Annotated in this window: 12 protein-coding genes and 1 pseudogene; 5 read left to right on the top strand and 8 right to left on the bottom strand. The window is 45.9% G+C overall.

Annotated features, from left to right (window positions below; translation table 11 throughout):
• Positions 1–84 precede the first annotated feature (84 nt).
• Complete coding sequence (locus DIJ65_RS13810; RefSeq protein ID WP_117303141.1) at positions 85–819, top strand: YqcI/YcgG family protein; 735 nt, start codon at positions 85–87, stop codon at positions 817–819.
• 753 nt (positions 820–1,572) lie between these two features.
• Here DIJ65_RS13810 and DIJ65_RS13815 read toward each other — a convergent pair.
• Positions 1,573–2,814 (bottom strand): cysteine desulfurase-like protein, encoded by a 1,242-nt coding sequence (locus DIJ65_RS13815; RefSeq protein ID WP_071151798.1) that lies wholly within the window; start codon positions 2,812–2,814, stop codon positions 1,573–1,575.
• A gap of 189 nt (positions 2,815–3,003) precedes the next feature.
• On the opposite strand from DIJ65_RS13815, the gene DIJ65_RS13820 reads away from it, so the two are divergent.
• From DIJ65_RS13820 to DIJ65_RS13830, 3 genes are all read left to right on the top strand, one after another.
• Complete coding sequence (locus DIJ65_RS13820; protein ID WP_117303139.1) at positions 3,004–3,555, top strand: TVP38/TMEM64 family protein; 552 nt, start codon at positions 3,004–3,006, stop codon at positions 3,553–3,555.
• Between the two features lie 90 nt (positions 3,556–3,645).
• On the top strand, positions 3,646–4,419 hold the full coding sequence (locus DIJ65_RS13825; protein WP_117303137.1) for an alpha/beta fold hydrolase: 774 nt from the start codon (positions 3,646–3,648) through the stop codon (positions 4,417–4,419).
• 153 nt (positions 4,420–4,572) lie between these two features.
• Positions 4,573–5,223 carry a hypothetical protein gene (locus tag DIJ65_RS13830; RefSeq protein WP_071152015.1) on the top strand — a complete coding sequence of 217 codons (651 nt, stop codon included), beginning with the start codon at positions 4,573–4,575 and terminating at the stop codon, positions 5,221–5,223.
• Here DIJ65_RS13830 and DIJ65_RS13835 read toward each other — a convergent pair.
• Both DIJ65_RS13835 and DIJ65_RS13840 read right to left on the bottom strand, forming a co-directional pair.
• Positions 5,177–5,953 carry a 3-hydroxybutyrate dehydrogenase gene (locus tag DIJ65_RS13835; protein ID WP_117303135.1) on the bottom strand — a complete coding sequence of 259 codons (777 nt, stop codon included), beginning with the start codon at positions 5,951–5,953 and terminating at the stop codon, positions 5,177–5,179. The genes DIJ65_RS13830 and DIJ65_RS13835 overlap by 47 nt on opposite strands.
• Before the next feature lie 45 nt (positions 5,954–5,998).
• Positions 5,999–7,318 carry a GntP family permease gene (locus DIJ65_RS13840; RefSeq protein WP_117303133.1) on the bottom strand — a complete coding sequence of 440 codons (1,320 nt, stop codon included), beginning with the start codon at positions 7,316–7,318 and terminating at the stop codon, positions 5,999–6,001.
• A 220-nt stretch (positions 7,319–7,538) separates the two neighbouring features.
• On the opposite strand from DIJ65_RS13840, the gene DIJ65_RS13845 reads away from it, so the two are divergent.
• On the top strand, positions 7,539–8,420 hold the full coding sequence (locus tag DIJ65_RS13845; protein WP_117303131.1) for a LysR family transcriptional regulator: 882 nt from the start codon (positions 7,539–7,541) through the stop codon (positions 8,418–8,420).
• A 225-nt stretch (positions 8,421–8,645) separates the two neighbouring features.
• On the opposite strand, the gene DIJ65_RS13850 is transcribed toward DIJ65_RS13845, so the two are convergent.
• The 5 genes and pseudogenes from DIJ65_RS13850 to DIJ65_RS13870 all read right to left on the bottom strand — a co-directional run.
• A complete protein-coding gene (locus tag DIJ65_RS13850; RefSeq protein WP_117303169.1) occupies positions 8,646–9,734 on the bottom strand; it encodes a threonine aldolase family protein in 1,089 nt (362 codons plus the stop codon).
• Positions 9,735–9,888: 154 nt separating this feature from the next.
• Complete coding sequence (locus DIJ65_RS13855; RefSeq protein ID WP_117303129.1) at positions 9,889–11,991, bottom strand: sensor domain-containing protein; 2,103 nt, start codon at positions 11,989–11,991, stop codon at positions 9,889–9,891.
• A 245-nt stretch (positions 11,992–12,236) separates the two neighbouring features.
• Positions 12,237–12,842 carry a class F sortase gene (locus tag DIJ65_RS13860; RefSeq protein WP_117303127.1) on the bottom strand — a complete coding sequence of 202 codons (606 nt, stop codon included), beginning with the start codon at positions 12,840–12,842 and terminating at the stop codon, positions 12,237–12,239.
• A 13-nt stretch (positions 12,843–12,855) separates the two neighbouring features.
• A complete protein-coding gene (locus tag DIJ65_RS13865; protein WP_117303126.1) occupies positions 12,856–13,656 on the bottom strand; it encodes a DUF4397 domain-containing protein in 801 nt (266 codons plus the stop codon).
• Positions 13,657–13,869: 213 nt separating this feature from the next.
• Positions 13,870–13,987: pseudogene (locus tag DIJ65_RS13870) on the bottom strand (IS30 family transposase); the annotation flags it as partial.

Raw genomic sequence — 13,987 nt, forward strand, 5'->3', positions numbered from 1 at the left:
ATTCATTCCGTATCAAAAGTTTAAAATCAACGGAAAAGAGGAAATAAAAGATAAGCACGCTAAAAGTATCGGAGGAGAGAAAATATGGTTACAGCATATAAAGCTTTATTGACCAAAGAAGATTTCGCAACGCGCCAGGATCTGCCGGAATGGCTGCTGAAAGAATACGAGACATTCCACAATACGGTTACAGACAAAACTTTCCCCTGCTATTTCGGAATGAGCGGCGAACTGAAAGGCGAGTTGAGATACGCATACATAAGCCGCGAGGACTGGTCTTCCCTGCCTGTGGCGGTGGAAGAGTTCCTGTCTTTGTTCAATGATCCAAAACACAAGCGCCATGGCCTTTTTGTATTTGTGGAACCATTCGAAACGGAAGGCAGCCTGGAGCAATATCGCGATGAATTTTGGACGATACTGCAATACTTACATAATATGGACGATATGGAATGGCCGTCTGACAAGCCAAAAGATCCGGATCATTATTTATGGGATTTCGTTTTCAAAGGCGAACCGATTTTCATCTTCGGCAATGCCCCTGCCTATAAACGGCGGAAAACCCGGGACCTTGGAAATGCCATGGTCCTCGGCTTCCAACCACGCCGTATTTTTGAAGGCCTGACCGGAACTGAAAAAGGGGGCATCATGTCGCGGGAAAAAGTCCGCCAGCGTGTCGAAAAATGGGACCAGCTTCCGACGCATCCGGATATCAGCCATTTCGGCGACCCCGAACACAACGAATGGAAGCAATTCTTCATCGGTGACGACAGTGAACCGCTCGAGGGCAAATGCCCATTCTCGCACAAGGCTGCGGAATAACTGGACGTGTTTTTTAAAATTCAGCCAATAAAATGGGTAAAGCAAAAGGCTGTCGTGAAACCATCAACTTCTATAATCTTCTATAATCATTACGTTCTAGACGGATGCTTTCCGCGGGGAGCGGCCTAAGCCTCCTCAGTCCGCTTCGAAAACCGATGCTCCTGCAGCGCTCTGCGCTTCGTCGCAAAGGTTCGACCGAATGGTGTTCGGTCAAACCTTCCCTGCGGGGTCTCAGGACTCGCTCTGGTTCCCGCAGGAAAGACATTGGCCGAAGCTTGCGAGGACAAGTCTTTGCGACGAAGCAGCGCAGCGATGCAGGAGCACCACTTTGCCTTTCACCGTCTGTCACTTCACTCTGATTCAGTTGGGGAATATAGGACCTACTTCTATATTTTAAAAAAGCGGAAATGAATATCCTATATTGAAAGTGATTGGTGATATGGAGCAAAACAGCGCAGACGCCCAGGGGAGCAGGCATATGCCGACGAAGTGCTGAGATCCACTCGGGCGAAGTGCAACGAGACCGAGTTAGCTCAGCGCGAGCCAAGAGTTGGCCGTAGCCTGCAAGGCCGGCTCTTTGCGACGAAGCTAGCGCAGCGATGCAGGAGCACGGGTTTTGGCAAGCGAAGCTGTTTTGCGGAATATCGATTGCATACTTTTCTTTCTCAACAAACTGGCAAAAGGCTCCGCGCATGCGGAGCCTTTTGCTTTGGTCGGGACTATTATAAAAATCTTAACTAATGAGATTTCAGCTTACAAAGCAGCAATTGCGTTGATAAACCGTTCGACTTCTTCTTCCGTATTGTATGGCGCCAGTCCGGCGCGCACCCAGCCGCCGGTCCTATTGACATCCAGCACGTCACCCAAGGTGGAAGCATAGAAATGGCCCGCCGCTGTAAAAATGCTGTGTTCTTCCGCCAGGATCACGCAGACTTCCGAAGGGGCATAACCTGCCACCTGGAATGCGATCGTCGGTGTCTTCGGCACATCATCCGCTGCCTGCCACAGCGTGACTTTGTCAATCTGGCTCAGGCCTTCACGCAGACGCCCCGCGAGACCATTTTCGTATTTTTCAATTTCCAGATAACCGGAAAGTATCTTTTCACGCCGCGTCTCCCCTTCACCGAATGAAGCGAAAAATTCGATGGCCGGCCGGATGCCGGCGATGCCTTCATGATTTTGGGTACCGGTTTCCAGCTTATCCGGATAATAGGAGGGCGAAGTCGTCAATTTATACGGCACCAGATCCTTAAACACATTTTCCCGGATTGCGGCGATTCCAATATGCGGTCCGAAAAATTTATAAACAGAGCACAAAAGAATATCAATATCCTGCTGATCACGATCAATCGGCATATGAGGTACTGCATGCACGGCATCTGCCGCAACGAGGGCGCCGACCTCTCTTGCCCGTTTGACAGCAGGTTCGAGGTCTACGATCGTGCCGATTGCATTTGAAGCCATACCAAGCGCCACGAGTTTTGTTTTTTCATTGATAATGGCATTAACATTCTGCATGTCCAGAGTCAGCTTTTCTTTATCAACAGGTATCCAGCGTACAGTCAAACCCCGGTCTTCTGCCATCATCAACCACGGATCGACGTTTGCACGGTGATCCATTTCGGTTACGACAATTTCATCTCCTGCATTGAACTGTTTGCCAAGTGCATTGGCAATTCCGATTGTCAGTGTTGTCATATTTGCGCCAAACGCCACTTCGTTTGCCTGCACATTCAGAAAGTCGGCAACCGCCTCACGAGCTTCTGTAATCACTTGTTCTGTTTCCCAGCTTGATGGAAATGTCCCATGGAGATTGGCTCCCCCTCGCTGCATATAACCCGAGATGGCAGTAATGGACTGCAGCAAGACCTGAGATCCTCCAGGGCCGTCAAAATAAGCAGCAGGCCTTTCTTTGTAAACGCGTTCAAGCGCCGGAAATTGCGTCCGGACTTTATCGATTGGAAAAATGGTTTCTGTCGATTTCACGATGAACATCTCCCTTATGATGGAATGAACCAAAAAAATGTCAGAATCCGGCTCTGACTCCAGTTTATCAAAGTTCTTTGCTTTTATCTGATTCTGTAAAACAAAAAAGCACTAAAGCTCAGGCAAATTATTTGCCAACTAAGATTTTTTGCCTTATCCTTCTTTATTGATGTCATATCGCATTTTAAGGAGGCCACTATGGACCAGTTGGACAATTGGGTTGAAGCCTTTATCGAAAATGCCGGATGGATGGCTCCTGTTTTCTTTCTGATTCTACATTTGATCAGACCCTTCGTGTTCTTGCCAGTCATTGCTGTGTGCATACTCGGAGGGGTAGCGTTCGGTTTTGTTCAAGGAGCTGTATTGTCATATATTGGTCTTATCCTTATGAGTGCAGTAACTTATTTCCTGTTGAACCATTTGCCGGCATTCCATAACAAAATGACCCATCTGAAGGAAAAAATTTTTGGCCACCGAACACTTAGCGTCGGCCAGGTAATGATTTTACGCATCATGCCGTTTGTACATTTTCAACTCCTGTGTTTTTATCTGATGGATATGACAAAAACCTTCAAGGAATATATGTATTACTCAGCAGTTGGATTTACATTACCAGCAATCGTTTATACCGCTTTCGGGCAATCAATCAGTGAATTCCCATGGTATATGACGCTCGCTTTCCTGTTTGTGCTGATTGCCCTATTCGCAGCCATCGATCACTACAACAAAATTTATCCTTCCCATCACTGAAAAATATACCCGTGCATTCGCAACGGGTTTTTTAGTATCCAGGAATTCGGGTATAGTGTAAAATCACAAAGTTTAAAGAGGAGAATAGATATGCCGTTTTTTCACAACAAGGAAACACAATTATATTACGAAGAATTCGGTGAGGGCCGCCCCCTTCTTTTGCTGCATGGGTTAACCAGCAATCATCAGATGTTTTACAGGGAAATTGGTTATTTGAAAGATAAGTTCCGAATTATTGCCCTGGATTCACGCGGACATGGAAAGTCCGATCGGCCGGACGAGTTCACCATGGATGACCATGTGGCGGACGCCATTGCCCTTCTCGATCATCTTGGTCTGAACTCCGTGAATATACTGGGCGTATCAATGGGAAGTTATATTGCCCAGGGCATTGCCATTAAACAGCCGCAACGTGTGGAGAAGCTGATACTTGCAGCAACCAAGTCCTGCGGAGAAAAATCATCAATGGCGGAAATGTTTGACCGCTACAAAGATGAGCTGGAAGGGATGAGCATTGCGGAAAAGTTGGCCATGTCTTCCGAGCTTATCTTCCACAATCAGGAAGCCGTCAATGTGTGGCAGAAAACCATTGCCAAAAACAGCCGAATGCTGAATGGCGACGAGCAATCTGCCGCTTCTGCGGCTTTAAGGGATTTTGATTTCCGTGATGAGCTCAAAAAGATTACGGCAGAAACCCTCGTCATCAGCGGAAAGCATGACGGCCTGAACCCTCCGGAGAAAGGCCGGGAAACTGCCGTTGGAATCCCGAATGCCGATTATATGGAATTCCAGGATTCCGGTCATGCACCGAACGTGGAACAGGATCGGCTGTTTCTCGGTGTGGTTGAAAAGTTTCTGGGGTAATTGTCAATAATACAGGGATCAGTGGAACATGCACTGATCCTTTTTTGAGAATTTTTTGTTTTCCAGAATCATTTACTTGTGAGTTTATCGCTATTTTTATATAATTAATAAAAGAGATAAATTTTTATCATTTGGGGGATTAAAAAAAGTAAGATGACAAACAGCAAAAAAAGAAACATGATTAAAGGCTGGATATACTCGATAATGGATTTAACAGGTAACAAGCTGGAGTTGACAGAACACAGCAAGGGCATCAATATGAGTTATAATTTCATCCACAATCATGTGGGAGTAGACTTGGCACGTGTTCAACAGGCAAAGGATGAGCTTCCGATATCAGTTCCCTTAAAAATTTATATTGAAGTAATGACTTTGCACGAACTTGGTCATGCGGCCGACCGCGAAGCATTGCTCGCGTCACTGCCTTGGACACTTGAAGTCTACAACACCAAAAAAGCTGCACCTAGAGACAGCCTGTATACTGATCCCGATTTTTTGAAAGTCGTTTTGGACGAACAATTGATGAATATAGAATTTGAAATTACTGCGTGGAACCATGCTGAAAAAATGAACAGCCATCACCAAATAGCAGATGATGAAACTTTCATGTCCATTCGCAAGCACAGTTTGGCCAGCTATGAAAACCCGTATCAACAAAATTTGCACTTGTATGAAAGAATGCTTGCAGATTCGGTTGAAATGACTGCATACAATAGTAAAGAACCCGATGTGAAAAATCTCACATCGGGTTCTTTTTTTATTGGGCTGTATAGCCACCATCAAGGACGACAGCCTGTCCGGTGACGCCGGAAGCTTTGTCGCTGGCCAGGAACATCGTATAATCCGAAATTTCCCGGACAGACAGCAAACGCTTTTGCGGAACCAGCGGATAAATCACTTCTTCAAGCACTTTTTCCAGGGTGACGTTTCGCGTTTCCGCCAAATCGCCCAGCTGGTTTCGGACAAGCGGCGTGTCCACATAGCCCGGGCACATCGCATTGACGGTTATGCCGTGTTCCGCACCTTCCAAAGCAGCCACTTTCGTCAAGCCGATGACGCCGTGCTTGGCGCTGTTGTATGCCGCTTTTCCGGCAAAACCGACCAATCCGTTGATGGAGGCCATGTTGATAATGCGGCCGTAGCCCTGTTTTTTCATGACCGGAAACGCATGCTTTGTCGCAATGAACGGTGCGACGAGCATAATTTTGATCAATAATTCGTATTTTTCCGTAGGGAAATCTTCAATGGGAGAAATATATTGCATTCCGGCATTGTTTATCAGAATATCCAATGTACCGAATGCCTCCACCGTTTGGGCAATGGCCTGAATGATTTCTTCCTCATTGGTGACATCGCATTTGATGCCGATGCATTCATGTCCCTCTTCCACCAACGCATCTGCGGCGCTTTTCACCGCGTCTTCATTGATATCCGTCAGGACGATCTTCGCCCCTGACTCCGCGAAATCACGACTGATTTCATAGCCGATTCCGCTGGCAGCTCCTGTGATGAATACAACTTTATCTCTTACCATAACGCTTGCCTCCATCCTTAGAAAATCTTTCATTTATCGTTTAGATTAAAGTCCCAGACCCAGTGAGAACAGGATAATCGCCAACGCCAGACCGAGCAATGGAACGATTACTGTTACAGCGCCCACTGGACCGTAGGCATCCTTATGCGACTCACCGCAGATACCGCGGATTGTTGTAACGACATAACCGTTATGCGGCAGTGAATCGAGCGCTCCGGAAGAAATTGCAACAGTACGGTGCAATGCTTCGGTATTGACGCCCATATCGATATAGTGCGGTGCCAATAACGGCAGGGCAATAACCTGGCCGCCTGAAGCAGAGCCGGTCAATCCTGCGATAACACTGACAGCAAGTGCGCCGCCGATCAGCGGGCTGCCGGGAATGTTCGTCATGGCATTTACAGCGACTTCGAAAGCTGGAACCGCTTTTGCCACGCCGCCGAATCCGACAACTGCCGCCGTGTTACCGATGGCGATCAAAGCGCCGATGGTTCCATCAGAAATTGCTTTGCTGATGTTTGTGAAATATTTCCGGTTGATTGCGTATGTAGCGATAATCCCGCCAAGAAGGGCAAGAATCAACGCCGATGTCATCAACACGTCGTGCAGGGTAAACGAAATAATCAGCACAACCAATAATGGAATAAGACCCATCAACGGGTTTGGCAAATCGCGGTCTTTAATGACCGGATCCGTCTTGCGTGCTTCAAAGCGCTCCCCTTTGCTGACTGCCTTGCCGATCATCCGCTTCAGCCACCAATAACCGAAAATCATCATGAACACGGCAACCAAAATGCTGACTTCCCAGCCGGCGTATGGCGTAGTGCCTAAATATTCGATTGGAATCCAGTTCTGGATTTCAGGTGAACCGGCAGAGGTCATCGTGAAAGTCACCGATCCGAATGCAAGTGCCGCTGGAATGAAACGGCGTGGAAGATCCGCCTGTTTGAAGAGGCTCAATGCCATTGGATAAACCGAGAAAGCTACAACGAACAAACTCACTCCACCATATGTAAGAACCGCACAGGCAATGACGATTGCAAGAACCGCTTTTTTCAGTCCGAACTTTCCTACCAGCCAGCGGGATACACTGTCAGCCGCTCCGCTGTCCTCCATTACTTTACCGAAAATTGCCCCAAGCAGGAACATCGGGAACCAGGAAGTGATAAAACCGGAAAAACTCGTCATATAATTAGTTAAAAAATTCGATTCCCCTTCTCCCACCAATTGCGGGAATAGCGGCATTCCACTGAAAAGGCCGACAACAAGCGCACATAATGGGCCTGCCACTAAAAGGTTCCAGCCCCTCATCGTCAATACGATGAGTAAGATAAGTCCCCCGATCAATCCGATCATACTTAACATTTTATTTCCCCCCTTGCATAATAATTGATCCATCGAATCCACAATACCTGAGGTTTTCCATTTTTTTGCAAGCGCTTACTTCACCTGCCGGAAAAAATTGAATTTTGTTACAACATTGTGTCTGAATACTTTTTTTAGTGTACATCGACTATATCGATAGGTAAAATGAATAAAAACTATACTATCTATAACTATTCGTTATAAATAAAAGGAGCATCCAATGGATATCCGCCAATTAACCTGCTTTGTAGAGGTGGCTAAACATAAAAGTTTTACCAAAGCGTCGCAGACGATGCACGTCACCCAACCAAGCCTCAGCAAAATGGTCAAAAACCTTGAACAGGACCTGGACGTTGTTTTATTCGATCGTTCAGCCCGAAAAATCCGTCTTACGGATGCTGGAGAAATCGTTTATATCCAAGCCCAGAAAATCATTTACAGCCTGGACGATCTTTCTTCCTCCCTTTACGATGTGATGAATTTGAACAAAGGCAAAATAAAAATCGGACTCCCACCGGTTATCAGTACACTGTTCTTCCCTACCATCATTGCTGAATTCCAAAAGAAATTTCCCGATGTGTCGATTATGCTGGCAGAAGACGGCGCGAAAACTGTGGAAAAAAAAGTGGACGAAGGAGAAGTGGACCTCGGCTTCGTCATGCTGCCGGTCGATGAAGAAAAATTCGAAGTGATGCCTTTCGTCCATCAGGAAATAAAGTTGCTTGTCCACGAATCCCACCCTTTGTCCCAACTCGAGACGGTCGACCTCATCGAGTTCAAGGACGATCCTTTCCTCATGTTGAGCAAAGAGTTTACGCTGAACGGGCGAACCGTCGATTTTTGCATCTCGGAAGGCTTTACACCCAAAGTCGCTTACGAAAGCTCCCAATGGGATTTCATCGTCGGCATGGTTGAGAAAAATCTCGGCGTAACACTTATGCCCGAACTGATATGCGAACGGGTCAAGGATGGTCCGTTTAAAGTCATCTCCCTGACCCATACCTTCCCGTGGAGGCTCGGCATCATTTCGGCGAAAAATCGATACATGCCTTACGCCTCTAGGGCGTTCATTTCACTTGTCCAGGACTTGCCGAAGGTGTGAGTAAGATAAGGTTTTTTCTATATAAATAGAAATAAACAGCTGCAGCAGTTGATTTTCCGCATAACCCTTGCCTTTGTGAGAAGCGGCGTGTTCCTTGTGATTCATTAGTTCAACTTCCATAGCCATCAAAATGCACTTATCTTTCAAATAATGGATCGAAGACAACAAAGAGAGGCTTTTCGCCGTTAAAGCGAAAAGCCTCTCTTCCTCTTTCATTATCATCTGTTAAGCTTTCATCTTCTCATCCAGCAGCCTGAAAGCCAGATCGACTTTCTCCTGCGGGACGTTCGGGTACGCATCACCCAGGCTGACTTCAAAATAGCAATTGGCCGAATCAATGGCCCGGACATAACCTGATAGCCCGACTTCGGAATCCTGCTGCACTTCTGCCAGTATTTCCGCAGTTTCCTCTTTCGGTTTATTGATATGTACATGGAACATATTGGATACAGGCACTGCGGGCAGCGTCGTGATCCCTTTGCAGGAATTGTATTGTGCTGCAAGTCCTTTTGCCGATTCGAAATAATTCGCCATTCTGTCTTTGCGCAGCTCGAAATAATAATCCGCACTGAAAATATAGGGATAAAGAGAAATCAAATCGCCGCCGTGGCGTTTTTTCCAGACCTTCGAGCTCTTGATAAAGCCTGCATCTCCTGCCAGAATGGCTCCGGCAATTCCTCCGATTCCTTTGTACATCGACAGATAGACACTGTCGAACAGGCGGCATACTTCCTCGATGGATTTTCCGTAGAACGGCAGTGCCTCTAAAATCCTTGCCCCATCGAGATGGAGACGGATATCGTTTTCACGGCAATAACCCGAGATTGCCTGCAGTGTTTCAAAATCCGGCAACTGCCCCCCTATTTCCCGTTGCGGCAATTCGAGCAGAACACAGGACACATCGGGATCCATTGCTTTGACATCATCCAGCTGAATCACACTGTCTTTATCCGTCAACAGCACTGTTTTGATGCCATGTAATTTCTTGAGTCCGTCTTCTTCGTGTATCTCCAAATGGGATAAAGGATGGTACGCGACTTTGGCGGAGGCTTTTTCATCACACCAGATGCGCAGCGCGATTTGTTGAGCCATCGTCCCGCTCGGAAAAAACACTGCTTTTTCCTTCCCGAGGAATCCGGCCATTTTTTCTTCGAAATCGTTGATGGCAGAACCGGTTCCGTAGATATCCGCTTGTGTTTCTTCATCTATGTCCTGAAATGCCTGCTTTAATACTTTCACATTTCTCGGTGCGTGCCCCGAAAGCTGGTAACTTGTTTCATCATATGCCTTTTTCAACGCTTCCATCTTATTCACCATACCATCCACCTTTGTCTGAAAAGTCTTTTTTCTTTCCAACTATACCACTTATCCGAAAAAGAAAGCCAACACACTGCAGCTGAAACTGCAGTGCGTTGGCTTTTAGCGCTTCAATGTATTCCAAGCGGGGATTATAATTTCCTGGATCAGCTCACTTTTTGTTCATGGCCACCAGGTCGTGCTGATCCCCCGCTTTCGGCCGGCAGAAATAATAGCCCTGGCCTTCATCGCACAGTTCATCTGTCAGATAAGAAAGCTGTACAGAGTCTTCGATCCCTTCAGCAACCACTTCCATTCCAAGTTTATGGGCCAATGTGATGATCGTTGAAGTAATGGCTTTTCCATTCAGTTCGTTGTTGATGTCCTGCACAAAGCTGCGGTCAATTTTCACGCGGTCAAAGGAAAATTGACGCAAATAATTCAGTGATGTGAAGCCGGTTCCAAAATCATCAATCGACATCGAAATGCCGAGAGCCTTTAATTTACCCAAACTTTCTTTCAGCGTTTCCGTATCTTCAAGAAGGATGCTCTCCGTGACTTCCAGCTCCAGCCATCCGGCTTCAAGACCCGTTTCTTCGAGGATGCTTTTCACCAATTGCACAAAATTCGGATGCTGCAACTGGATTGTCGAGATGTTCACACAGATGCGAAACGGCGCATAACCCCTGTTCTGCCAGATCTTATTCTGCGCGCACGCTGTATAAAGCACCCATTTGCCGATCGCAACAATCTGCCCGCTTTCTTCCGACACCGGGATGAAACAATCAGGCGGAACCATGCCGAGTTCCGGGTGATTCCATCTGATCAACGCTTCCATCGCACTCAGTTCACCTGTCCTCAAATCTATGATCGGTTGATAGTGCATGAGGAATTCATCGTTGCGCACGGCCGCTTTCAATTCCCTTTCGATCGTCAATTTATCGACAGTTTCTTTGTTCAGCTCATATGAATAAAGAGAGTAACTGTTTTTGCAGTATTTTTTTGTGTAAAGCATGGCGGACTCTGCCTGTTTTATCAAATCTTCATGGGTTCTTTCTGAACATGCGATGCCAATGCTCACCGTCAACGATAGTTGATGGCCCAGCACTTCAACCGGTTCCGACAATACCTGGTTCAGTTTTTTTGCCCAGTCGACAGCCCTTTCCTTGCTGACGTCGGGCAACAGTACCGCAAACTCATCGCCGGCAAATCTGCCGACAGTCGCTGAGTCATCGACACACTCCACCATCCGGCGGGATACCTGTTTCAAATAGACATCCCCATACTCATAGCCGAGAGAATCATTAATGTATTTAAAGCGATCCAGGTTTAAAAACAGGACAGCATACTCAGTACCCTTATCCTTTAGAATTTTATACGCCTGCTGCAGACGGTCATCAAATAATTTGCGGTTGGGAAGCTTCGTCAAGTGGTCGAAAAAAGCCAGCTCTTCAAGCAATTTCTTATGTTCGTTCCGGCTGGTAATATCTTTAGCGATTCCATACGCTCCAGTTATTTTCCCCTGCTGGGTCATAGGAAAGTTTGTCACTTCAAGCTGGATCAGCCTTTCATCTTTGCCGTAGAGATCCACTTCGTAACGATTCGTACTGCCTTTCAAGGATTCAGAAAAATAATGGAGTGCCTTATCCAGATGTTCCGGTACAATCATTGGAGCAAATGACATTTCCATCAATTCATCATAGGTATAGCCTGACAACGCAAGCGCACCCGGGTTGACATTCATAAAGTTCCCTTCCCTATCCAAGGAGAAGATGGCATCCGGATTTTCAAAGAAGAGGGAATTATAGCGTTCTTCACTTTCCTTCAAACGGCTTTGTGCCATAACTTCTTCTGTTACATCTGTTACGCTTCCGATAAAAGCAGGCTTGTCATCCCATTCAGACAGGTTGGAGTGGATTTCTGCGTGTAGAAAATCTCCATCACTTTTGATAAGCCTGACCCGGTAACGCATCTGTTCCGAAGTAAATTGCGCTTTTCCGGAAATTCGGGACCGCACTATCGAAAGGTCCTCCGGGTGAATTGTGTTTTCCAACACAATATCACCTGATAAAAACTCCTCTTCAGTATAGCCAAGGAGAACACACAAACTTTCGTTCACATAGACAAATTTTCCTTCTGACATAACATACATGCTCACGGGCACCTTTTGGACGATCAACTCGAACACAGATTTATTTGAAATCGTTTCTTTGTTTCTATTGGATACAGCAGTGTCCTGTATATTTTCTATTGATGGACGATTTCTGTTGTTCATTAGTTTTTGTCCTCCCACAGGTGATGAAATAGCGGCGAAATATGTCGAAAACCGCAAAAATATACCTAATGCATTTAATAATACCAAATTTTACAACAGGAACATAGTCTATAGTAAAAAAGTTTCTATAATTATAAATATTATACAATTTAAATTTAATTTATAAATTTATTCCAATTAATCTTATTTTCTTTTTATCCAGACAAATAAAAAAAACGTTTTCCATTTCCGGAAAACGCTTTTTATTATTCTTCAACCAACTCTGTGTAGACAATGAGCCGTTCTTCCCTTGTTCCCCGCTCCTGATCGTAATCGCCCGAACAAGTGATCAGCACCAATTCCGGCGAAGAGCGGTAACCGAATACCGACTGAACATCGGCGAGCTCCAATTCAACAGATTCCATTGCATAGACTCTGAAAACCAATTTCTCGCCATTGCCTTCAACAATTATTTCGTCTCCGGCTTCCAATTCCGTAAGATCCCAGAAGATTGCTGGGCCATTGATGCCATCAACATGCCCTGCAATCACTGCCCGTCCATTCTCACCAGGCTTGTAACCAGGTTCAAACCAACTGACATCCTCGATCGTATCCGGAACATCCATCTCTCCATTTTCTGTTGTGCCAAGATGGAGTGCATCCGCCTCAACGCCGATGGCAGGAATAAGAATCTTTTCAGGTTCTATTCCTTCCCGCTTCAATGCGTTGATCGGGTTTTCTGCTGGAGCCTTCGCTGTCACAGCAGGTGCGGCATACGTCCTTTCAGTGGCAAAGCCTGCATCTTTGGAACGAACACCCACTTCGTCCGTCGTTTCCTGACAGCCGGCGAGCAAAACAACCAAACCGATCATGAAGATGCGAACATCAGTTTTGAAACCGTTTTCTGAACACTAGTCCTCCAGCAATAACTGCAGCCATTGCACCAATCACCAGCATCCAGTTGGCCTGGTTTTGTTCAGGGGCACCCAAACCGGTTGTCGGCATTTCATCCGGGGAAGCAGCTGCTTCGTAATCAACCAAAGCGATCACTTCCAAAGCATCGGCTGAGTTTACTGCGAAAACACTGTAGACGGTATTTGCTTCCAGTTCAGTACCTTCCAATGGCAGGACTTGTGTGCCATCCGGCAGGCGGATTTCCAAATCGTAAGTGCCAGGATCCACTTCTATATAGTCAGTAATTCCTGGGAACTCTGCACCACTGAACAATGCATCTCCACCAATCAAACCAACATCAACTGTAGGTGCATCAGGAGACAGGTGGCCGACGCGGATTTTCGCTTGGCCTTCAGTAACTTCCATTGAATCTTCTGCTACAACAAATTCCAGCGCATCAACTGTGTTGGCCGCTACTGCAGTATAGGCTTGTCCTGCTTCAACGGTCAGATCTGCCTGAAGAACCGCTTCACCTTCTGCATATTCAGTTCCTGCTGCAAAAACTTCTACATTATGTGTGCCTGCCGGAACATCCAGATAACCTGAATCCGCTTTGAACGGTACTTCTTCCAGCGTAAGTTCGCCATTTACATATACATCTACTGCCGGTGCATCAGGAGAAGCATGAACCACTCTCAGTTTTGCTGTATGACTATCCGCCATGACCCCTGCTGCGAACAATGAAAATACCAAGGCTAATGCGACTGACATTGAAACAAAAATTTTCTTCAACTCTACCACTCCTTTTCATTGTATAATTTTTGTATAATATATATATAATTTACTTATAACCCAAATGAAATTAAATTGCAATAATAAACTTTGTTTTCTGAATTTTTTAATAATTATCTATTATCATGGTAATTCTTTGCCAGTAAAAAGGCAAGCAAAAACCCGAAACAATTTACATTGTTCCGGGCATCCATTTTTATTTCATTCCGTTTGTCAATATAAGCTAGACAAGTCCATTCCATTCAGGTGACTCAAAAATGCCTCCAGGGGTGTGCGGTAGTCCAGCGACTTCCTTGGAATGTTATTCCGCTTGTCAGCTACCGTGGAAATG

The sequence above is a fragment of the Planococcus salinarum genome (assembly GCF_007004625.1).
GTDB classification, from domain to species: Bacteria; Bacillota; Bacilli; order Bacillales_A; family Planococcaceae; genus Planococcus; species Planococcus salinarum.